Below are 21,809 nucleotides of genomic sequence, written 5' to 3'. Positions count from 1 at the left end.
CTCTTCCCGAGGCCGACCCCTGCTCCCCGAGCTGTGACGGTATCCCAGCCGGGAGCCGTCCTCCGGGATGTCCGTCGGCGCTGCGCCGGTCTTTACCCCGGCGGTGCGCCTGTCCTTACCCCCGGCGGTGCCCCGACTCACCCGGGAGCCAGCCCAGTCGGGACGCCTGGTAGCCGAGCTGCATCCGGGTCTGCACCCGGGCGAGGTCCATCAGTCGACGGACCCGCCGCTGCACGGTCCGCAGCGAGGTGCGCAGGTGGCCGGCCACCGCCTGGTCGGTCAGGCCGGTGAGCAGCAGGGTCAGGATCTGCACGTCCAGGTCGTCCACCCCCGAGCCGGCGAAGCCGTCGGCCGAGGCGGTGACCTCCATGGCCGTCGCCCACTCCAGCTCGAAGAGCGCGATCAGGGCGTCCAGCAGGCCGCTCTGGTGCACCAGCAGCGCCCCGGTGGTGGCCACGTCGGATGATCTGATCAGCGGAAGGAGGGCGATCTCGCGGTCCACGACGAACAGCTTGAGCGGCAGGCTCTCCGCGATCCGGATCTCCTCCCCGGCGTTGCGGGCCGCCACGATCCCGTCGATGTCGACGTCCTCGTCGAGCATCGCCCGCTCCAGCAGCACCCGGTAGCGCACGCCCCGGGCCACCGCGTCGTCCTCGGCGGTGTTCTCCGCGCCGCTGATGATCGCCACCGGCGCCTTGACGAAGGTCATCACCTCCGACTTGGCGCCGAGTTGAAGCTGCTCCAGCCGCTGGCGCAGGGCCGGCACCCCGATGATCACGTCGACCACCTCGGCGACGCCGCGCCCGGCGCTCGCTGCCCGGTACAGCTCGGCCAGCGAACCCAGCTCCAGCTCGGCCAGGCGCAGCTCGTTCTGCCGCTGCAACAGCAACGCGCCGAACGCGGTGCCCGGCGGAGAGGCCACGAACCGGGCGATGTCACCGACGCTGCGCGCGGCCAGACCCTTGCGTTCCAGCACCCCGAGGAGCCGGGCCGCCTCGTCCCGGTCGCCGCCGACCTGGGGCGCCAAATCCCCCGGCCCGGCCGAGGGCATGGACACCAACGCCCGGTACGCCGTCGACTCCTCGCTGCTCAGCCCCAGCACGTCCAGCACCATGTCACGCCTCCGCCGCCTCACCGGTGATCAAGTGTGGCGGCTTTGCGTCATGGAGGGAAGCCGCCGTGGTCGATCCGTTGCCCGGGCCACCGTCGACGGCGGATCGTCAGGCCGTCCCAGGTCTTCACGGAGAGGTCATTCGATGCCACGAAGTACCCGTCGCCTGCTCGCCGTCACCGTCGCGGCGGCGCTCGCCGCCGCGCCCGGAACCCCGGCCGCCGGCAGCCAGCCCTCGGCACCGACCCTCCCGGGCACCACCGGGGCCACCGACACCCTCACCCTGGTCACCGGTGACGTCGTCCGGGTCACCCACCAGAGCGGTGGACCGGACGTGGTCACCGTCGACCAGAGCCGCGGCTCGGTCGGCGGGGTGCACACCCAGACGGTCGGCGACGACCTGTACGTCATCCCCGACGAGGCGCTGCCGTACCTCGCGGCGAACCGGCTCGACCGGGACCTGTTCAACGTCACCGAGCTGATCGAGGACGGCTTCGACGACGCGCACGCCGCCGAGCTGCCCCTGATCGCCACCTACGCCGGCACCGCGACCGCCCGGTCCGCCCGCACCACCCCGGCGAAGGCCCGCAAGGTACGCGACCTGAACAGCATCAACGGCCTGGCGATCAGCACCGCCAAGAAGGACGCGCAGCCGTTCTGGCGGTCCCTCGCCCCGACCGGCACGTCCGGCCGCTTCGCCGGCGGCGTCGGCAAGCTCTGGCTCGACGGCCGGGTCCACGTCGACCTGGCCGACAGCGTCGCCCAGGTGGGCGCGCCGCAGGCCTGGCCCAAGGGGTACGACGGCAAGGGCGCCACCGTCGCCGTGCTCGACACCGGCGTCGACGCCACCCACCCCGACCTCGCCGGGAAGGTCAAGGACGCGGTCTCCTTCGTGCCCGGCTCCGACACCGGCGACCGCCGCGGGCACGGCACCCACGTCGCCTCCACGGTGGCCGGCAGCGGCGCCGCCTCCGGTGGCGTCGAGAAGGGCGTCGCACCCGGCGCCGACCTGGTGATCGGCAAGGTGCTCGACGACTCCGGCTCCGGCCTGAACTCGTGGATCATCGCCGGCATGGAGTGGGCCGCCCAGCACGCCAAGGTGGTCAACATGAGCCTCGGCTCGCAGGAACCGAGCGACGGCACCGACCCGATGGCGCAGGCGGTCGAACGGCTCACCGCCCAGACCGGCGCGCTCTTCGTCGCCGCCGCCGGCAACACCTACGGCGAGTCGACCATCGGCAGCCCCGGCGCCGCCGACGCCGCACTCACGGTCGCCGCCGTGGATGGCAGGGACGTCCGCGCCGCGTTCTCCAGCCAGGGCCCCCGGTTCGGTGACAACGGCCTCAAGCCGGACCTCTCCGCACCCGGCGTGCAGATCCTCGCCGCCCGCGCCGCGCAGAGTTCCGGCACCGGCAGTTACGTGAAGATGAGCGGCACCTCGATGGCCACCCCGCACGTGGCCGGTGCCGCCGCCATCGTCGCCGCGAAGCACCCGGACTGGTCGGCCGCCCGCATCAAGGACAGCCTCATGTCGGCGTCGAAGCAGCTCGCCGGCACCACCCCGTACCAGGTGGGCGCGGGTCGGCTGGACGTGCCGGCCGCCCTCGGCGACGTGCAGGCCACCGGCTCCGCCGACCTCGGCTTCCACGACTGGCCGCACGACGGCGACCAGCCCGTCAGCCGCACCCTCACGTACGCCAACAGCGGCACCGAGGCGGTCACCCTCGACCTCGCCGCGACCATGACCGGGCCGGACGGCAAGCCCGCCGCGCTCGCCGCGGTCTCCCCGGCGCGGGTCACCGTGCCGGCCGGTGGCACCGCCACCGCGACCGTCACCGCCGACGCGGACGACGCCCCGGCCACCGGCCGGTACGCCGGCGCCGTGGTCGCCACCGACACCACCGGCACCGTCCGCGCGCACACCGCCCTCGGCCTGGTGAAGGAGGACGAGCGGTACCGGCTCACGATCACCGCCGAGGGGCGCGACGGCAAGCCGGCCGGCGGCTACGTGAGTGTCTACCGGTATGGCGACCAGGCCATCCGCACGATCGCCCTGGACCCGGCCACCGGGACCACCACGGCACTGCGCCTTCCGCCCGGCGAGTACAACGTGACCAGCTGGCTGCCGGTCTCCGGTGACGGCGGGCCCGACTCCGCCGGCATGGCCCTGCTGGGCACCCCGAGCCTGAAGCTCGACGCCGACCGGACCGTGGACCTGGACGCCCGACAGGCGCACAAGGTGGCCGCCACCACGCCCCGACCGAGCGAGGACGCCTACCGCCGGGTGCAGTACTTCCGCGACTCCGGCATCGGCGGCCAGTACGGCGCCTTCGCCAACACCTACGCCGTGCCGTCCGCCGTCGATGACGTCTACGTCGCACCGACCGGGAAGATCAGCGGCGGCACCTTCGAGTTCGCCGTCCGGTGGAGCCGCGAGGTCGACCACCTGAAGTTGGCCGGACACACCCCGGCCGCCGTCGAGCTGGACCCGCGCTACCAGGCCGGCTCGACCCGGCTCGACGGCAAGGTCGACCTCGCCGCGGTGTACGCCGGCAACGGCACCGACTACCAGGGCCTCGACGTCAAGGGCAAGGCCGTGCTGGTGACCCGGGACGACGCCGTGTCCCCCGCCCAGCGGGCCGCCGCCGCGAACGCGGCCGGAGCCGCCTTGCTGGTCGTGGTCAACGACCGGCCCGGCGTGTACTACGCCGCGGCCGGCGGGACGAACCTGCCGGTGGTGTCGCTGACCCGGGCCGAGGGTGAGCGCGTGCTCGCGGCGGCCCGTCCCGGCACCCTGCGCCTGCGCGGCGCCGCCGTCGCGTTCAGCCCGTACGTCTACGACCTGGTCCGGGCCTGGCCGGGCGAGGTGCCGACCGACCCGACCTACGCGCCGACCGAGGAGGAACTGGCCCGGGTGGACCAGAGCTTCCACGCCGGCACCCCGGCGATCGCCTTCGAACAGCGGGCCGACTGCCGCTCCTACCACTGGCCGCCGTGCCTCGGCATCGACCTGCCGGTGGCGGCGCCGTCGACCCGGGTCGACTACCTGTCCACCCAGGAAGGCACCAGCTGGTACCAGAAGGCTCTCCTGATGCCCGGCTGGGAGCAGCGCTACAACCAGGTCACCTACCGGCCCGGTCAGCACGTGGCGCGGAAGTGGTTCGCCCCGGTCACCCGGCCGCGGCTCGGCCCCGGCTACTGGTACCCGTACCGCAACGGCAACGTCTTCGCCGTCAACGTCCCGCCGGCCGGTGGCGACACCGACATCACCGGCGCGATCGACGAAGGATTCGGCACCGTCCGGTCCCGGCTCTACCAGAACGGCAAGCTGATCGGTCGGGAGCAGCCCTATCAGGCCGTCCAGGCGGCGGCACCGGTGGTCTCCGGGAGCGCCGACTACCGGTTCGAGCAGGAGACCACCCGGCCCGCCGACCCGTGGGTCACGTCCACCCGTACCCGCAGCGTCTGGGGCTTCCGGGCCACCCAGGCCGACGACCGGGTGCTGCTGCCGCTGGTCCAGCTCGACTACGGGGTCGACACCGACCTGGCCGGGGCGGTGCGGGCCGGCAGCCGGCAGAAGATCAGCCTGGCCGCCTCGCACGTGGCCGGGGTCGTGGGTGCTGGGAAGATCGCCGGTGCCACGCTCAGCGTCTCCTACGACGACGGTGCGACCTGGCAGCCGGTCCGGCTGACGGCGGCCGGAGCGGGCAGCTGGAACGCCACCCTCCGGTACCCGCGCACCAGCGGATTCGTCTCGCTGAAGGCCACCGCCTCCGACGACGTCGGCAACACGGTGGAGCAGGAGGTCATCCGGGCGTACCGGCTGTCCTGACGCGACACCATCCCGCCTGACCGCGGGGCACGGCACGACCGCCCGGCACGGACCCCACCAGGTCCGCGCCGGGCGGCGTCCGTCCGGCGGTTCGCCACGATCCGCCAGTTCTGAGGCATTGGGTACGCGCCGTGTAGCCGATAGCCTCAGGAGGTGGAATCAGTGCAGCCCCCCGCCGGTTCCCAGGTCTCCCGCGTACCGGCGCAGCGGACCCCGCCGGAGCAGTTGGCGCCCCCCGCGCCCGCTCCGGCTCCGGCTCGCCCGAAGCGCCCGCTGCGCACCGTGCTCGCGGTCGTCGCGGGAGTGGTGGCGTTGCTCTGCGCGGGCGGCGCGGTGGTCGGCTTCGTGCTGTACGACCGGGCCACCGCCCCGGACCGCAGCTCTCCTGAAGTGGTCGTGGCCAATTTCGTCCAATATTTTCTCGCCGAACGCAACGAGACGAGGGCAGACGAGTTCGTCTGCAAGGACGGGGCCGACTTAGGTGAGCTGAGATCTCTCCGGGACGATCTTGTGACGCGAGAGCAACGGTTCGGAACCGCGATCTCCGTGGGTTGGGAAAACCTCGATGTGCAGCAGAACGGGGACCAAGCGCAGGTGCATGCTGATCTTGTGATGTCGGCCCTCGTGGACGGATTGAGGCAGAGCGACCGTCAGAGCTGGCGTTTTGAGGTTCAACGTCATGATGACTGGCGGATCTGTGCGGCTAAGCGTCTCTGACCTGCTTACGGCTACTCCAGCCAGAGCAGGTGGACCGGTACCTCCAGGGTGGTCGGTGCCTGTCCGCGCCAGGCCCAGCGGTACCACTCCAGCTCGGGTGCCACCCGGACGCAGATGTCGCCGTCCGCGCCGGAGTAGGTCTCGGTGACGGCCCGCAGGTCACGCCGCTCTGCGCCGTCGTCCACGTGCACCACGCGCCGTCCGGTCACCGCGTCGGTCTCGAAGACCGGGGTGGGTGGCCGGCGGGTGGGCGCGTCCAGCGAGACCAGCCGGATGCCCGACTCGGCAGGACCAGCCGGCGGTCTCCGTCCGCCGACCGTCTCCACCCAGACGCGTTCCACCGGCACCAGCGGCGCGAACACCTCCACCTGCTCGGACTCGGCCCGGTACCACTCGTGCTCCGGGATGACCGGCACGTAGGTGCGGCTGCCCTGCACCACCCGCTCGTCGGCGCGCAGGTCACCGCGCCAGCCAAGGCCGGGCAGGCCGACCAGCACCCGGCGGCCGCGCAACTCGGTTCCGCCGGTGGCGGGCACCACCTCGATCGGGCGGGGCGGCAGCGGGGCCCAGTCGGGACGGTCCGCGAACGGGTCGGGCAGCGGATTGCTCATGGGCGGCGAATTCATCCGGTCCCGGTGAGGGGCGCACCGCGCTCGCGCATGAACGGCACCGGGTTCTCCGCACCGCGGCTGGACCGGTCGCTGTCGTGGTGCACCTCGAAGTGCAGGTGCGGGCCAGAGGAGTTGCCGCTGGTGCCGGAGAGCCCGATCACCTCACCGGCCGCGACCTCCTGACCCGGACGTACCCGGGGTCGTTCGATCATGTGGCAGTAGCGGGTGATGAAGCCGCCGGCATGCAGGATGTCGACGAACCACCCGCAGCCACCCTTGTCCGGCCAGCCGTCCCGGTCGCAGTCCCGCCGGCCGGAGTGGTCGGGGTCGCACCTGGCGACCAGCACGCGGCCGGCCGACGCGGCGTGGATCTCGGTGCGCTTGTCCGCGGCCAGGTCCACGCCGTCGTGGCTCGGGCGGGCGTCGGTCCGGAAACCGGAGACCACCCCGCCGGGCAGCGGCGCGGTCCAGCCGGAGGCGGCGATCCGGGCCCCGGCGGCGGCGTCACAGACCGCCTTGCCGGCGATCTCCACGGTCCGGGCCGCCCCGCCGGCGAGCGCGTCGACGATCCGCCCCGCCAGTTCCTCGTGCTTGGCATAGGCATCCGGGAACGCGCTGACCTGAACCCGCTGCGCCACCACGGACAGCGGCCGTTGCTGCCAGTTCGGCACCTTCACCATCTTCTGGTAGAACTTGCGCGCCGCGTACGACGGCGTCATCCGCTGCTCGACGCTGCCCCAGCCCGGCCGCTGCTGGAACAGGCCCACCGAGTCGTGGTCGGCGCCGACCCCCTCGTGCGGCAGCGCCAGTGAGGCCGGCACGCGGCTGTTGGCCAGGTTGCGCAGCGCCGATTCCTGCATCGCGGTGGCCAACGCGATCACCCACCCCCGCGCCGGCACCTTCATGTCCTGGCCCGTCTTGATGATGGCGGCGGCGTTGCGCAGCTGGCCGTCGCCGTACTCGGCGAAGCGCGGCATGTCCCCGGTCAGCGTCACCTGATAGGTGGGGTCGCAGGTCAGGCCGGCGAGCTTCGGGTCCTCCCGATCACCGCCCAGTTCGGTGAGGAAGAAGGCGGCGGCGCCGCCCACGCAGCAGAGCAGGGCGAGTACGCCGGTGACCGCGGTGGCCAGCACGCCGACCCGAACCTTGCGGCGGACCTGCCCGACGGCGGCCGCGCCGGCGCTCACGACCGCTCCCAGTCGACCGCGTCCACCAACCACGGCCCGTCCGGGGCGACCAGTTCGAGCCGGAGCGTGCCGTCGTCCAACGGAATCAGTGCCTCCACGAAGGTCTCGGTGCGGGGGCGGAGCGTCGGCGGGCCGGTGGTCCGCCGGGCCGGCACGGTCTCCGGGTCGGCCCCGGCCATCTTCTCCACCAGCGCGGGCGTGGAGAGCGGACGCAGCCGGGCCTGCCAGGCGTCGCCGGTGCTGCCCGGACCGGCCAGCCAGGCGGTGGTGAAGCGTCCGGCCACCTGCTCGGGGGTGGGCTCACCCGGGCGGGTCTTCGGGGCGACCGCCGCCGGCGGGCTGGACAGCACCCCGTCCTCACCTGCCTCGGGATCCACGGTGCTGATCGGCTGGGTGGGACGGACGGCCACGCCGACGCCCCCGTCGCCGGCTCCGGAGACCAGCCGGGCCGTGCCGATCACCCCGAAGACGAGAACGGCGATCACCAGCGCGATGCCGAGCCGGGACCGGAGGACCCGGGTGAAGAGGAGCTCCAGCGCCCGTCGCATCGGAGGTCACCTGGCCTCGGAGCGGATCCGCGGCGCCGGCCGGGTGGCCGGTGCGGTCGCCCGGTCCGCCGAGTCGGGCCGGTAGACGGCGTAGGAGGGAATTTCCTCGGGCACGTCCGGCTCGGTCCAGGTGGACGGTGCGCGGCGCGGCCGGGGGGCAGTGGTGGGCCGTCCACCGGTGCGCTCGGGTGCGGGCGGCTCGTCCGGCCGTTCCCGTCCGTCCGGCCGCTCCCGCTCGACGGGTGTGGCGGCGTGCGCCGGATCCTCGTGCCGGGCCTCCGGTCGGAGGCTGCGCTGGTCGGCGACGACGCCGCGACGCCGGCCGAAGGCCGGCTCGTTGGTGCCGCCGGGCTCGGCGACGTCCAGCCGGGCGGCGACCCGCATGTCCCGGAAGAACCGGCGGTGCCACGAGCCGGCCGAGCTGACCGCCTCGCTGCTGTCCTTGCCGCCGAGTTGGGTGATCCGCCGGTACGGCCGCAGCAGCAGCCAGCCCACCACCCCGCAGAGCCAGACCAGGACCACCTGGAGCCAACCCGGCAGGGTGGCCGTGTTCATGATCAGGTCGACGGCGAAGAGGTAGATGGCCGCGCCGGTGCCGAAGATGGCGATGTTGAACACGGCGGCCACCACGGCGTTCGCCAGCCGGCGGAGCCCGGCGCTGGCCGGGCGCATCAACCCGACGGTGCCGAGGATGGGCGCGGCGATCACCGCCCACCGGAAGATCAGGAAGCCGAGCAGCACCAGCACCGACGCGGTCAGGTCGAACATGGCGAACAGCAGCGAGGCCAGCACCGCGATGAAGCCGGCGCCGATCCGGTCCATGTCCTTGGTGCCCTGGAGGTACTCGTACGCCTCCGGGTCCTCCGACTTGATCTGCTCAGCGACCCGGGCCCACTGCTGTTGCTTGGCCTTGATCACTACGTCCCGCGTCGCCGGCTTTGCGCGGATCGATTCGGATTCTCCCCACGTAAGCGACTTGGCGTCGTAGAGGGCAGGGCCGTACTTCTTGGCAGTTTCGCTGTCCGCGGAGCCGAGCACGCCGCGCAGCCAGTTGCGGTAGAGCATCGTCTCGGTCGCGGTGTCGCTGGCCCGAACGGCCGGCGGACGCTTGTCCACGCAGGCATCCGGGTTGGGAAGTACGCACTTGTCCGGCGGAACGTCCTTCGTAGATGGACCGACCGCGTCGTGCACCACGCCGAGGGTGGTGATCAGCGTGCTGTCGGCGATGTTCGCGGACTTCACCGGCCAGGCGGCCAGCGCGGTCACCGCCACCATCACCAGGATCGCCCAGCCGGCAGTGGTCATCGCGTTGCTCATGTCCGACTGGCGGGAGCGCCAGAGCAGGTAGAGGCCGACCACGCAGATGGTGATGATGCCGAAGACGCTGAACACCTTCTGGTAGACAGCCTTGGTGGCCTGCTCCACCAGCGGGTCCGCCCAGCGCCACATGGTCCGTGGGTCCCACGCGCGCTCCCGCAACGCGTTCGACGCGCCGATCACCGCGTTGGCGAACATGAACTCGCCGTTCGCCACCATGGTGGTGAAGCGGTAGTCCGGGTGGAGCACGGACGAGGCGCAGCCGCCGTCCACGTCGTACGTGGTGTAGCTGTAGCCGGCGTACCCGTAGTCGCTGTAGAGACCCTTGGGGCCGGGCTGCTTGGCGGAGTCGGGGCGGGCCGCGAACCAGCCGGCGAGGCCGGAGTCCGGTGTCCCGGGCACCGGCGCGTTACGGCACTCGACCTGGTCCTCGCTGACCGCCTTGAGTTTGCCCACGCAGGCCCGGAAGTCGGCCTGCCACTCCTTGGTGCTGCACAGTTCGGCCCGCGCCTGGGTGACCGGGCCGGCCGCGTACGCCGGTGTGCCCCCGATCAGCGGCCAGGAGATCGTGGCCCCGGCGAGTACGCCGAGAGCGATGAGGAGCGCCGTGATCCGTGCCCGGGCCCTCGCCATGTCACGCCTCCAGATCAGCCAGCACGGTCGGCAGTTGGCCGGCGGCCTGGGCGACCGCGGCAGGGGTGGTGTCCAGGTGCTTCAGCAGCCCGTCGACGTACGACACGTCGACCCGGACCTTCTGCACGCGTCCGTCGACGTCGCGCATGACGAACTCACGGAACCCGAGCCGGTTGGCGGAACCGCTGTCGGCCTGGGAGAGCGAGGCGAGAGTGGCCTCGTAGCCGTCGTCGACCGGCACCCGGAGCAGCCGCAGCGCCTCGGAGGCGATCTCGCTGTCCTCGGCGATCCGGCCGACGAAGACGGTGGAGACGAGGTTCTGCACGTCGAGGCCGAGGATGTCCTTCGGGTTCTGCGAGGCGACCAGCGCGGCGAGGTTCCACTTCCGGGAGTCGCGGGCGAGCCGGACCAGGAACGACCGTCCGGAGCGCCAGCCCTCCATGAAGTGCGCCTCGTCCAGGCCGACGAGCTTCCGGGAACCCATCGACCCGCCGTAGCAGCGGCGGACCGCCAGCCGGTGCGCGGTGTGCAGCATCGGCAGGGCCAGGGCCTCCTCGGCCGACCAGTACTCCCGCTCGATCTTGAGGTCGGGCAGCCGGAGGCCGGCCATGGTGATCACGGTGAGCGCGGCGTCGGCGCCGAGCAGTCCTTCCGGCGGGCGGCCGAAGAAGAGCATCGCCAGCGGCATCTCGGCGGTGTCGAGCAGCAGGTTCGCCAGCTCGCGGCCGGCGTCGTCGTCGAGCCCTTGGAGGCAGGCGACCACGTCGTCCAGGGTGGAGGTCTCCTCGGCCGGCACTTGGCGTACGGCGTGCCGGAACAGGGTGGCGGTGGACGCCTCCCGGGCCACCTGCGGTGGCACCAGCATCATGCAGATGTCCTGCACCAGCATCCGGCGTTCGGCGCGGGCGTTGGAGACGGCGATCTCGAACTCCCGGTCGCCGGCCGCCCCGGTGCCGAACTCGCTGCGCAGCGGTGTGGGGATCAGCGCGTACGGGGCCAGGGTGCCCTGTTCCGAGCCGGTCAGGTTGAGCACCCGCGAGTAGGGCGCCAGCTCGGGCATGGCGCAGAGCCGGGCCAGTGGGCCGGACGGGTCGAGCAGCGTCACCTGCACGCCGCGTCGCGCGGCCAGGTAGCCGAGCGCGCCGAGCAGCGTTGACTTGCCACCACCCGGTTCGGCGACGAAGACGGCGAGCCCGGAGCGTTCGCGTACCTCCATCGGGAAGTGCAGGTCGAGGAAGACCGGGCGGCGGCAGGTGCCGGCGGTCCGGCCGATCAGGTCGCCGCGCCGGTCGCCGACCGTGGACGCGGCCTGGGGCAGCGCGGCGGCGAGCAGTTGGACCGGCATCCGTCGGACGTATCCGGTGTTGGCGATGGGCTCGCCGGGGATGAACTCGCGGGCCAGCCAGTCCTGGTTCTTCGGGTGCTGGAGCGAGATGCGCAGCTCGCGGGAGTAGAGCTGGATGAGGCGGCGGGCCCGCTCCAGGCATTCCTCCCGGGTGCGACCGCCGACCGCGATCCGGTGCCAGCCGTGCGCCCGGGCCGAGTCGACCGGCAGCCCGGTGGTCATCTCGTCACCGATCACCAGGGCCCGTTTGGCCAGCCGCTCCAGCTCGGGCGGGGCGTCGATGCCGTGCTCGGCGTAGTCGAGCTGCTGGGAACGGATCATCCGGAGCCGGTGTTCGAGGTTCCGGAAGGAGTCGTTGGGGCCGAGGAGGTCGACCCGGGTGGACAGCTCCATCGGCCACGGCAGCCGTTCGTGGAAGTGCAGCCAGGGCTCGTGCCGCTCGGGGATCTCCAGCGGTTCCATCCGGCCGACCGCGAGCACGGCCACGTGCCGTTCCTCGCCGGTCATCCGGTTGACCAGCTTCACGGTGGAGCCGTACGGGGTGCGGTAGCGCTCGACCTGTTCGGTGAGGGCCAGCAGGTCGCCGCGTTCCCACCGGCCGTTGGTGATCGGGGAGAGCACGCCGGGCGGCGCCATGCAGAGCGCCACCGAGCGGTAGAGCAGCCATTCCAGCTCGGGCGCGGTGACCCGGCGGCCGCGCATGCCGAACGCGCCGAGCACCTCGTCGAACTGCTCGACGGTGCGGCCCAGTCGGCGCCGTTCGCCGTCGGCGGTGCCCCGGCCGAACGTGCGCAGCAGGCGTTCGGTGAGCGAGTCACCGAGCGACCGGCGGGCGAAGGTGACCCCGAGGTAGGTCTGGCCCTCGGCGTGGTTGACGGACATGAGGTGCCGCTGGGCGGCGACCAGGTGGTCGGCCCAGCCGGTGGTGCCGGGGACGTCGGGCAGTGGGGTGGCGGTGTGCGCGTCGATGGTGCGCGCCCACTCGTCGGCCGGGAAGGGTCGGGTGGTGCGGCGCAGGTGCAGCCGGAATCCGGCCAGGCCGGCGTACTGCTCGGAGATCGCCGAGAGCAGCGCCTCGCGTTCCGCGTCGGGGCGGAACGCCCAGCGCACCTCGGGCAGCCAGTACCAGGCGGTGACCGTGTTGGGGGTGAAGGTGAGGTGGCCGGCGATCTCGGTGATGGCCAGCTCGACGGCCGGGTCCCGGTCGCCGAACTTGATCTTCGGGGCGCGGACCCGGACCGGCTTGGCCGGCTTGTTCCGGCGGTCGGCCGAGCGCTGCCGGGGCGGCGTCACCTCACGGTGCGCGGGCCGGCCGACCTCCCGGGACGGTGCCGGCCGGTCCAGCAGGTCGGGTGCCGGCTCCCGCGGGTCGGCGCGGTACGCGGCGGCTCCGAGCTCGGCGCGCGCGGGCGGCGGGAGCACGGGTTCGGCTGCCGGCTCCGGCTCGGCGGTGGGGCGGAGCGCGAGCCGGTCGCCCGCCTGGAGCGGCACCCGGCTGCGGGTCGCCGGCGGCGGGTCGAGCGCGGGCGGCTCGGCGGGCGCGGCGAGCGCGTGCTCCGGCCGCTGTCGCTCCACCGCGCGTACGCCGGGGGCGGGCTCCCGGGCCGGTGGTTCGGGTCGGGCCGGCGGTTCGGGCCGGGCCGGCGGCGCCGGTTCGGTCGGCGCGGCGGGCTGGTGCGGGATCGGCAGCGCGTCGCGCCCGACGCCGCCGACGCCGCGTCGGGGTGGGGCCACCACCGGCTCGACCGGCAGGGCCGGCGGGGTGGCGGCGGCGGGGCGGCGGACCCGGGGCTGCGCGCCGCCGAACAGGTCGAGGAACGGCGAGTCGATGTCGCCGTCGGGGCGGACCGGCTCGCGCGTGTCGCCACCGCGCGGGCCGAGCGGGCGTGGCGGCTGGAACACGCCGACGCGGCCGTGGCCGGGGCTGGTGACGAGCGCCGGGTCCAGCACGACCTCGTCCAGATCCTCGTCCGGTGGGTAGTTGAACGATCGCGCACGGTTACCAGGCGTGTCGGCCGGGCGCCCGGCCGGGGAACCCGGCGTGGAGGAGCGACTCATGCGACCGCCTCACCCGCGTCGTTCGTCTGCGTCGTCGGCCTGCGCCCGGTCATGCCAGTTCCTCCCGGATCCTGATCCGGCTCGCGACGAGGCGCGGGTCCCGCAGCTCGGCGGCCGGCTCCCGGGTGCGTCGCCAGTCGGTCAGCGCGGTCCGGATGACCATACGCGCCGGCCGGTCCGGGTCGACGTACCGGAAGATGAACGAGGTCGTCACGATGGCGAGCGAGATCTCCCAGGCGGGGAAGAGCTCGACCTGGAGCGTGAACAACCAGTGGATGAACACGTAGAGGGGTACGAGCAGCATGAACAGGCCGTACTGGGCGTACGGCAGATGGACGGGCAGGGTGTAGCCGGGCGGCCCCAGGTAGACGAGGCGAGCCCGGTAGATGTCGTCGTCGGTGCGCAGCCGCATCGTCGCCCAACGCCCTACTCGAAGATGAGGTTGATCAGGTAGTCGCCGACGAAGAAGAGTGTGGCCGCGCCGGCGATGAAGGCCAGCCCGATGATGGCGATGGCGGAGCTGGTCAGCACCTTGGAGATCTCACCTCGGCTGGCCCGGCCGATGAAGATCACGCCGAGCACGGCGAGCAGGATCGGCGCGACCTTGCTGGCGAAGAACGTGACGACGTTGTCGGTGTCGATGCCCTTCGGGGCCGGCTCGGCGAGTGGAGTCGACGCCAGGGTGTGGAGCGCGTGGTCGACGGCGGTGGACGCCGTTGCCATGAGCTCGATGGCGATCACTGGAAACCTCCCCAAAGGTCGCGGCCGGCGGCGCCGCGATGGTGCAGTTAGGCAAGCCTGGCGGGATGGTGCTCGACGGGAACAGCGCCGTCAACGCTGCGTCCGTCACCCACCACGAAGAGTGGTGAGCTTTGGGCGGATTCTTCCCGCTTCGGCCCTCCCCTCCGGGCTTCGCCATCTCGATGCTGGGCAATTCCAAAGCGTACGGGCCGGCCACCTTTGCGACAAGCCGCGAAGAGTGGACCCGCTTCGACCCGGACGACCGATCGTACACCTGTTCCAATGCGCACGTCAGGGGCGTCGTATCCGGGTCGCGCCCGGTCGCCGGAAGCCCTGCTGGCGAACGGTACTGTCGGGTCCGTGACCGATCTGGTACGAGCGGACGCCCCGGTGGTGATGGGCGTCCTCAACGTCACCCCCGACTCCTTCTCCGACGGCGGCAGATACGCCGATCTGGACGCCGCCGTCGCACACGGGGTGCGACTCCGCGAGGCCGGCGCGGACCTGGTCGACGTCGGCGGCGAGTCCACCCGGCCCGGCGCCGACCGGGTCGACGCGGAGACCGAGACCGCCCGGGTGCTGCCGGTGATCCGCGAACTGAGCGCCGCCGGCATCCCGGTCAGCATCGACACCAGCCGGGCCCGCGTCGCCGAGGCGGTGCTCGCGGCCGGCGCGGACGTGGTGAACGACGTCTCCGGCGGGCTCGCCGACCCGGACATGGCCCGGGTGGTCCGGGACGCCGGCTGCCCCTGGGTGCTCATGCACTGGCGGGGCCACTCGCGCGGCATGCGCGACCTGGCCACCTACACCGACGTGGTGGCCGACGTCCGGGCCGAGCTGGGCCAGCGGGTCGACGCGGCGCTCGCCGCCGGCGTCGCCGCCGACCGGATCATCGTCGACCCCGGGCTCGGCTTCGCGAAGACCGCCGCGCACAACTGGGAACTCAGCGCCCGCCTGCCCGAGTTGGTCGACCTCGGCTTCCCGCTGCTCTTCGGGGCCAGCCGCAAGTCCTACCTGGGCCGGCTGCTCGCCGACCCGGCCGGCGAGCCGCGCCCCACCGCCGGGCGGGCGGCCGCGACCATCGCGACCAGCGTGCTCGCCGTCGCCGCCGGGGCCTGGGGGGTACGCGTGCACGACGTCCGCGGCACCGTCGACGCGCTCGCGGTCTGGCGGGCCACCGGCCGTCCCCGACTGGCCACCACGAGCGCCGGCACGGCCGGGGAAGGACACCGATGACCGACCGGATCGAGCTGACCGGCCTGCGGGCCCACGGGCGGCACGGGGTCTACGACTTCGAGCGGGCCCAGGGGCAGGAGTTCGTGGTCGACGCGGTGCTCGAACTCGACCTGGCCCCGGCCGCCCGGTCGGACGAGGTGACCGACACCGTGCACTACGGCGAGCTGGCCGAGCGGCTGGTCGCGGTGCTCACCGGCGAGCCGGTGAACCTGATCGAGACGCTCGCCGACCGGCTGCTCGCGGTCTGCCTGGCCGAGTCGCTGGTCGTCGCCGCGACGGTGACCGTGCACAAGCCGGAGGCCCCGATCCCGCACGCCTTCCACGACGTGGCCGTCACCATGCGGCGTACCCGGTGAGCCGGGCCGTGCTGTCGATCGGCAGCAACCTCGGCGACCGCCTCGACCACCTGCGCGGCGCGGTGGCCACGCTCGGCGGCGACGTGCTGCTGGTCTCCGGCGTCTACGAGACTCCACCGTGGGGGGACGCCGACCAGCCCGCGTACCTGAACGCCGCGGTGATGGTCGCGGACCCGGCGGCGACGCCGGCGGACTGGCTGGCGCGGGCCCGGGCCGCGGAGGCGGCGGCCGGCCGGACCCGCGACCCGGCCCGCCGGTACGGGCCGCGCACGCTCGACGTGGACGTCGTCGCGGTCTGGGACGCCGCCGGGCAGCCGGTGCTCAGCGACGATCCCGAGCTGACCCTGCCGCACCCCCGGGCGCACCTGCGCGCGTTCGTGCTGCGGCCGTGGATCGACATCGAGCCGCACGGCCGGCTGCCCGGGCACGGCTGGCTGACCGACCTGCTCAACGCCGAGCCGCTGGCCGCCGACGCCCTGGAACTGAGCCCACGGCCCGATCTGACGCTAGAGTCGGACGCATGAGTACGGCCCGGCCCCCGCAGGACCCCGACCGCTTCCGGATGGGGCCGACCCGGGTCTCCACGCTGGTGGTGGCCGGTCTGGCCGCCGCCGCGGTGGCCTGGCTGCTGATCAGCGGTTTCTACTACGACTTCGCCCCCGACCTGCCGTGGCTGCCGGTGATCACGCTGGCCGGGCTGGCCGTGCTGGAGGGCTACGCGGCGGCCAACACCCGCGCCCGGGTCGAGCGCCGGCCCGGCCGGGAGCCGGTGAACCCGCTCCTGGTCGCCCGGTTCGTGGTGCTCGCCAAGGCGTCCGCGCTGGCCGGGGCCATCTTCGCCGGCTTCTACGCCGGGCTGGTCGGCTGGCTCTTCGTGGAGCGGACCAACGCCGCCGTCGGCGACCGTCCGGCCGCGGTGGCCGGCCTGGTCGCCGCGCTGGCCCTGGTCGCCGCCGCGCTCTGGCTGGAGCGCTCCTGCCGGGTGCCCGAGCAGGAGGACGACGAGGACCGGGAACCAGGCGATCGGGAGACGCCGCGCGGGCGGCGCTGAGCAGAGGGTTTCCCCCGTCACCGCCCGCAGGTACCGTCCCTGGCGACCGGAGAGCGACGGCCGCCGCCGGTCCGCCCGCCGAGTGGGCCGGACGCGGCCACCTGGGAGGCACGGGCCAATGGGGTACGACGAGTCGGGCCGGACGGCGCCACCGGACACGCCGTCCGGCGTGCCCGCCGCGGTGCTGGAGAACGTCTTCGACGACCCCTACCACGGCGAGCCCGGCCGGGACCGGATCGCGGTGCACGTGGTCTGGGAGTTCCTGCTGCTGGCCGGCCTGATCACGGTGACCTGGCTGCTCTGGCGCGAGGATTCGGACGCGCTGCGCGGCGGCGCGCTGAAGATGCTGCTCGTCGACGTGGCCGGGCTGGGCCTGCTCACGTTGGCCGCCGGACTGAGCCTGCGGGCCGCCGCGGTGAACCTCGCGGTCGGCCCGGTCGCGCTGGCCGCCTCGTTGCACTTCGCCGAGCAGGGCGACCGGGGCCTCCGCGACGCGCTGCTGCCGGCGCTGGCGGTCGCGGCGGTCGGTGGGCTGGCGCTCGCCCTGGCCGTCGTGGTGCTGCACGTGCCCGGCTGGGCGGCGAGCCTGGCCGGCGCGGCCGGCGTGATCGTCTGGCTGGAGCGCCGGACCGCCCCGGTCGCGGTCCAGGGCGACTACGACCCCCGCCGTACCGCGCTCTACCTCTTCGTCGGCTTCGCCGCGGTGGCCGTCCTCGGCGGTCTGTTCGGCGCGATCAAACCGGTACGCCGACTGCTCGGCCGGTTCCGTCCGGTCGCCGACCCGGCGCGGCGGCGGGGCGCGGTGGCCGCCACGGTGACCGCGCTGGCGCTCGTCGGCTCCACCGTGCTGGCCATGCTCGGCGGCGTGCTGATCGCCGCGAACGGGCACGGCCCGGTCCCGCCCGGCACCGGGCTGGACTGGTCCGTGCTGGCGGTCGGCACCGTGCTGCTCGGCGGCACCAGCGCGTACGGCCGGCGCGGCGGCATCTTCGGCGCCCTGCTGGCGGTCTGCCTGGTGGTGGTGTTCCAGATCTGGGCCGACGCGCACGGCTGGACGGTCAGCCGGTGGGCGGTGGGCGGCGCCGTCCTCGGCGGTGGGCTGGTGGTCACCCGCCTGGTGGAGACGTTCGGCCGGCCCCGCCCGGCCGGGCCCGCCGCGGGCGCGCCCGCGCCGATCCGGCCGCCCGGCGACGGCACGATCAGCGGCGGTTGGGTGATGCCGCCGAGGCCCGAGCCGACCGACACCTGGCCGTCGGTGCTGCCGGTGCGGGACACCGACACCCCGGTCGACGCCTGGGAGGCGCCGCGCTGGGAGAACGAGCCGCGCCGCTGGGACACCGACGGCCGCTGACGTCGACTGGTGGCGTCGCGTCCGGCGGGCCGGAGCTGATCTCGCCGGTTAGGCTCGGCGGCATGACGGAGACTCCTGCCCCCGGCGGCCGTACCTTCGACGAGCTCGACAAGCTCTCCACCGAGGAGCTGCGCGAGCAGGCGTTCCACCTGGCCCGGGAGCGTCGCGACGTCAGGTTCTTCTGGTCGGTGCTGCGGCACCTGCCGAACGCCGACGAGGCCGCGGCCCTGGACGGCGCGCCCAACTCGGTCGGGCCGACCATCGACGAGGCCAACGCGCTGTGGCGCGAGCTGACCGGGCACGGGTACGAGGAGTCCGCGCCGCTGCTGCGGGCCGCCTTCATCGACTACCTGATGAAGCACTGACCCGGTGGCCGTACGCCGGCCGGCGGCGGTCCGGCGACCGGGCAGGTTTGCCCGCCGCGGTGGCCCGGGAACTGGCCGTGCCATGGCCCTCACCAACCGCCCCCGCACCGTCAGCCGGTACGGCACGGCCGCCGGCACCGGCACGCTCGCCGCGTTCCTGCTCGTCGCGGTCGGCGGCAGCCCGATGTACGTCGGCTGGGCGCAGGAGCACACCGACCCGACCGGCGCCGGTGGCTGGTTCCTGCGGCTGCTGGCCTGGCCGGCCTGGCGGTGGCACGCGGACGAGGGGATGCTCGCCACCAACCTGCGGGCGATCCTGTTGATCGTGCTGGCCGCGGCGCTGCTCTACCTGCTGCCCGGTCCGCAGGTCGACCGGGTGGCGGCCTCGGGCAGCCAGTTCCTCTCCGGTTGGGGCGCGTACGCCCTGGCCGCCGGGCTCAGCGCGTTGCTCGCCACGCTGCTCGGGCCGCACGGCACGCTCTACGCCGCGTTCCAGGCCGCGAGCACCGGCGCCGCGTACGGCTTCTTCGCCGGCTGGATCATCGGCCTGGCCAGCCTGGGCGGCCGGGCCTGACCTCACCGGGATCGTCGGCCTGGCCAGGTCGAGCCGGTCGAGGCGGCCGGGCCTGACCTCACCGGGATCGTCGGCCTGGCCAGGTCGAGCCGGCCGAGGCGGCCGGGCCTGACCTCACCGGGATCGTCGGCCTGGCCGGGGCGAGGTGAGGCCGGGCCGGCTCAGTCGACCGCGCCCAGGGTCAGCACCCGGGTGCGGGCGAGCAGCCCCAGTGGACGGCCGTCCTCGGTGACCACGGCCCGGTCGGCGCCGGCGGTGAGCAGCGTGCCCAGCGCGTCGTAGGCCGAGCTGCCCAGCGCCACCGTGGGCAGCCCGTCGGTGTCGCCGGCCGGGAGCGGGTCGAGCACCGCGCGGGTCACCGGGGTGACCGCGAGCTGCCGGATGCCCCGGTCGGCGCCGACGAACTCGCGGACGAACGCCGAGGCGGGCGAGCCGAGCAGCGCGGCCGGCCGGTCGTACTGTTCCAACACCCCGCCCTCGGACAGCACCGCGATCCGGTCGCCCAGCCGGACCGCCTCGTCGAGGTCGTGGGTGACCAGCACGATGGTCTTGCGGACCTCGGCCTGCAACCGGAGGAACTCCTCCTGCAACCGGGTCCGGACGATCGGGTCGACGGCCGAGAACGGCTCGTCCATGAGCAGCACCACCGGGTCGGCGGCGAGCGCGCGCGCCACCCCCACCCGTTGCCGCTGGCCGCCGGAGAGTTCGTGCGGGTAGCGCTTGCCGAACTGCGTCGGGTCGAGCCCGACCAGCTCCAGCAGCTCACCGACCCGGGCCCGGGTCCGGTCCCGGGACCAGCCCAGCAGCCCCGGCACGGTGGCCACGTTGGCGGCCACGGTCTGGTGCGGGAAGAGGCCGACGTTCTGGATCACGTAGCCGATGCGGCGGCGCAGCGTCACCGGGTCGACCCGGGTGACGTCGTCGTCGCCGAGCAGGATCCGCCCGTCGGTCGGCTCGATCAGCCGGTTGATCATCCGCAGCACGGTGGACTTGCCGCAGCCGGACGGGCCGATCAGCACCACCAGCTCGCCGGCCTTGACCTCCAGGCTCAGCTCGCGGACCGCCTCGGTGCCGTCCGGGTAGCGCTTGCGGATGCGCTCCAGCGTGATCGAGGCGGCGCCGTGACCGGCGGGGGTCTCCGGGGTAACGTCCACGTGTGTTCCTCCACCTGAGCTACCGGGCCGCCCCGGGTAATCCGTGGTTCTCCTGGCGGTACGTGCGGGACAACTCTGACAGCATCCTCGCCGCGTTGCGCGAGCACACCTGGCTGACCGCCCGGGCCGTGGTGATCGCCGCGCTGGTGGCGCTGCCGCTCGCGGTGGCAGCGTACTGGTTCCGGTCGTTGGCCGCGTCCATCCTGGCGCTGACCGGGGTGCTCTACACGATCCCGTCGCTGGCGCTGTTCGCGTTCCTCGCCCCCTACCTCGGCATCGGCGCGGTGACCGTGCTCACCGTGGTGGCGTTGTACGCGCTGCTGGTGATCGTGCGCAACACGCTGGCCGGCCTGAACCAGGTGCCACCCGAGGTGCGGGAGGCCGCCGAAGGCATGGGGTACGGCCGCTGGGGCCGGCTGTTCCGGATCGAACTGCCGCTGGCGCTGCCCGGCATCCTCACCGGCGTACGCCTGGCCACCGTCTCCACGGTCGCGCTGGTCACGGTCGGGGTGGTGGTGGGCCGGGGCGGGCTCGGCCAGCTCATCTTCGCCGGGTTCCAGAACAACTTCTACAAGGCGCAGATCATGACCGGCACGGTGCTCTGCGTGCTGCTGGCGCTGGTGCTCGACCTGGTCCTGGCCGGCGTGGGCCGGCTGCTCACCCCTTGGCTGCGGGGACGGCAGTCGTGAGTGCGAGGAGCGCAGCGCGGCGGAGCCCCGCGGTCGCGAACGGAAGGTCGGCTCGATGAACCCGGTCGAGGCGGCGGTGACCTGGCTGAACGACCCGCTGAACTGGACCAACCCGGGTGGCGTGCTGGACCGGCTGGGCGAGCACCTGAGCATGTCCGCGCTGGCGGTGCTGCTCGGCTGCCTGGTGGCCTGGCCGATCGGCCTCTGGCTCGGGCACAGCGGTCGGGGCGGCGGCGTGGTGCTGCTGGTCTCCAACGTCACGCTGGCGATCCCCACGCTGGCGCTGCTGACCATCCTGCCGCTGACCTTCCTCGGGTTCGGCCGCGCCTCAGTGGTGGTGGCGCTCGCCGTCTTCGCGGTGCCGCCGTTGCTGGCGAACGCGTACACCGGGGTCCGGCAGGCCGACGCGGAGGCCCGGGACGCCGCGCGCGGCATGGGGCTCTCCGGCGGGCAGGTGCTGCGCCGGGTGGAGTTGCCGCTCGCGGTGCCCTACCTGGCGGCCGGGTTCCGGACCGCGGCCGTGCAGGTGGTGGCCACCGCCGCGCTGGCGTCCTTCGTCAACGGCGGCGGGTTGGGCCAGATCATCCGCGCCGGCTTCGGCCTCGACATCGCCGCCGGCGGCGGCCAGATCATCGCCGGCGGCGTCCTGGTGGCCGGGCTGGCGCTGCTGGTCGAGGGTGTGCTCGCGGTGGTGGAGCGGTTGGTCACGCCGCGCCCGCTGCGGCGGGCCCGGCGGCGGGCGAACCGCCGCGCCGCGGCGGCCACGGCCGGCGGCTGACGCCCGGCGTCCGGTCGGGTGACGTCCGGCCTCCGGTCGGGTGACGAGACGACGGTCACCCGTCGCGCGGCCCCCGGGTGACGATCCGATGACGAAAACCGCTCCGAATTTGTCGGTCCGGTCCGTGAGGATGTTGGGTGAACTCACGGGCGGCG

The 21,809-nt window shown here is 73.6% G+C and carries 20 protein-coding genes; 11 read left to right on the top strand and 9 right to left on the bottom strand.

All coding sequences use genetic code 11. From position 1 onward, the window contains the following. Positions 1-115: 115 nt before the first annotated feature. Complete coding sequence (locus OG767_RS30500) at positions 116-1,114, bottom strand: TrmB family transcriptional regulator (RefSeq protein ID WP_405091531.1); 999 nt, start codon at positions 1,112-1,114, stop codon at positions 116-118. Between the two features lie 142 nt (positions 1,115-1,256). On the opposite strand from OG767_RS30500, the gene OG767_RS30495 reads away from it, so the two are divergent. Together OG767_RS30495 and OG767_RS30490 are read left to right on the top strand one after the other, a co-directional pair. Next, entirely contained in the window at positions 1,257-4,943 is a 3,687-nt protein-coding gene (locus OG767_RS30495) for a S8 family serine peptidase (RefSeq protein ID WP_405091530.1), read from the top strand. A gap of 162 nt (positions 4,944-5,105) precedes the next feature. After that, complete coding sequence (locus OG767_RS30490; RefSeq protein WP_405094354.1) at positions 5,106-5,660, top strand: hypothetical protein; 555 nt, start codon at positions 5,106-5,108, stop codon at positions 5,658-5,660. 11 nt (positions 5,661-5,671) lie between these two features. Here the strand turns inward: OG767_RS30490 and OG767_RS30485 are convergent, their stop codons facing one another. The 7 genes from OG767_RS30485 to OG767_RS30455 are packed head-to-tail and all read right to left on the bottom strand — an operon-like array spanning position 5,672 to position 14,100. Next, on the bottom strand, positions 5,672-6,271 hold the full coding sequence (locus OG767_RS30485; RefSeq protein WP_405091529.1) for a hypothetical protein: 600 nt from the start codon (positions 6,269-6,271) through the stop codon (positions 5,672-5,674). A gap of 11 nt (positions 6,272-6,282) precedes the next feature. Further along, the gene (locus tag OG767_RS30480; RefSeq protein ID WP_281934380.1) at positions 6,283-7,458 is read right to left on the bottom strand and encodes a M23 family metallopeptidase; all 1,176 of its coding nucleotides are present in this window, start codon (positions 7,456-7,458) and stop codon (positions 6,283-6,285) included. After that, the gene (locus tag OG767_RS30475; RefSeq protein WP_405091528.1) at positions 7,455-8,006 is read right to left on the bottom strand and encodes a hypothetical protein; all 552 of its coding nucleotides are present in this window, start codon (positions 8,004-8,006) and stop codon (positions 7,455-7,457) included. The genes OG767_RS30480 and OG767_RS30475 overlap by 4 nt, the downstream gene beginning before the upstream one ends. Positions 8,007-8,012: 6 nt before the next feature. Then, the gene (locus OG767_RS30470) at positions 8,013-9,956 is read right to left on the bottom strand and encodes an MFS transporter (RefSeq protein WP_405091527.1); all 1,944 of its coding nucleotides are present in this window, start codon (positions 9,954-9,956) and stop codon (positions 8,013-8,015) included. Between the two features lies 1 nt (position 9,957). Further along, complete coding sequence (locus OG767_RS30465; protein ID WP_405091526.1) at positions 9,958-13,359, bottom strand: ATP-binding protein; 3,402 nt, start codon at positions 13,357-13,359, stop codon at positions 9,958-9,960. Between the two features lie 49 nt (positions 13,360-13,408). Then, complete coding sequence (locus tag OG767_RS30460; protein WP_089157613.1) at positions 13,409-13,771, bottom strand: hypothetical protein; 363 nt, start codon at positions 13,769-13,771, stop codon at positions 13,409-13,411. A gap of 14 nt (positions 13,772-13,785) precedes the next feature. Continuing rightward, on the bottom strand, positions 13,786-14,100 hold the full coding sequence (locus tag OG767_RS30455) for a hypothetical protein (RefSeq protein ID WP_091070155.1): 315 nt from the start codon (positions 14,098-14,100) through the stop codon (positions 13,786-13,788). A 360-nt stretch (positions 14,101-14,460) separates the two neighbouring features. Between OG767_RS30455 and folP the strand changes: the two genes are divergently transcribed. From folP to OG767_RS30420, 7 genes are all read left to right on the top strand, one after another. Next, the gene (gene folP, locus OG767_RS30450; RefSeq protein WP_405091525.1) at positions 14,461-15,336 is read left to right on the top strand and encodes a dihydropteroate synthase; all 876 of its coding nucleotides are present in this window, start codon (positions 14,461-14,463) and stop codon (positions 15,334-15,336) included. After that, complete coding sequence (folB, locus tag OG767_RS30445; protein ID WP_405091524.1) at positions 15,333-15,692, top strand: dihydroneopterin aldolase; 360 nt, start codon at positions 15,333-15,335, stop codon at positions 15,690-15,692. The genes folP and folB overlap by 4 nt, the downstream gene beginning before the upstream one ends. Further along, the gene (gene folK / locus OG767_RS30440) at positions 15,689-16,216 is read left to right on the top strand and encodes a 2-amino-4-hydroxy-6-hydroxymethyldihydropteridine diphosphokinase (protein ID WP_405091523.1); all 528 of its coding nucleotides are present in this window, start codon (positions 15,689-15,691) and stop codon (positions 16,214-16,216) included. The genes folB and folK overlap by 4 nt, the downstream gene beginning before the upstream one ends. Continuing rightward, positions 16,213-16,743: a DUF3180 domain-containing protein gene (locus OG767_RS30435; RefSeq protein ID WP_374709160.1), complete on the top strand. Its 531-nt coding sequence runs from the start codon at positions 16,213-16,215 to the stop codon at positions 16,741-16,743. Before folK ends, OG767_RS30435 begins: the two co-directional genes overlap by 4 nt. 118 nt (positions 16,744-16,861) lie before the next feature. Beyond that, positions 16,862-18,094: an ABC transporter permease gene (locus tag OG767_RS30430; RefSeq protein ID WP_405091522.1), complete on the top strand. Its 1,233-nt coding sequence runs from the start codon at positions 16,862-16,864 to the stop codon at positions 18,092-18,094. Positions 18,095-18,156: 62 nt separating this feature from the next. Continuing rightward, positions 18,157-18,459 (top strand): hypothetical protein, encoded by a 303-nt coding sequence (locus OG767_RS30425; RefSeq protein ID WP_107159648.1) that lies wholly within the window; start codon positions 18,157-18,159, stop codon positions 18,457-18,459. Between the two features lie 82 nt (positions 18,460-18,541). After that, a complete protein-coding gene (locus OG767_RS30420; protein WP_405091521.1) occupies positions 18,542-19,033 on the top strand; it encodes a hypothetical protein in 492 nt (163 codons plus the stop codon). Positions 19,034-19,194: 161 nt separating this feature from the next. Here OG767_RS30420 and OG767_RS30415 read toward each other — a convergent pair whose 3' ends face one another. Beyond that, on the bottom strand, positions 19,195-20,187 hold the full coding sequence (locus OG767_RS30415; RefSeq protein ID WP_357299812.1) for an ATP-binding cassette domain-containing protein: 993 nt from the start codon (positions 20,185-20,187) through the stop codon (positions 19,195-19,197). Between the two features lie 2 nt (positions 20,188-20,189). Between OG767_RS30415 and OG767_RS30410 the strand changes: the two genes are divergently transcribed. Further along, positions 20,190-20,876 carry an ABC transporter permease gene (locus tag OG767_RS30410; RefSeq protein ID WP_107159500.1) on the top strand — a complete coding sequence of 229 codons (687 nt, stop codon included), beginning with the start codon at positions 20,190-20,192 and terminating at the stop codon, positions 20,874-20,876. 55 nt (positions 20,877-20,931) lie between these two features. Then, positions 20,932-21,654: an ABC transporter permease gene (locus OG767_RS30405; protein ID WP_405091520.1), complete on the top strand. Its 723-nt coding sequence runs from the start codon at positions 20,932-20,934 to the stop codon at positions 21,652-21,654. The last annotated feature ends 155 nt before the right edge of the window (positions 21,655-21,809 follow it).

This window comes from Micromonospora sp. NBC_01392, from assembly GCF_045040125.1.
Taxonomy (GTDB): Bacteria; Actinomycetota; Actinomycetes; order Mycobacteriales; family Micromonosporaceae; genus Micromonospora.
This window is presented reverse-complemented; position numbering and strand designations above follow the sequence as displayed.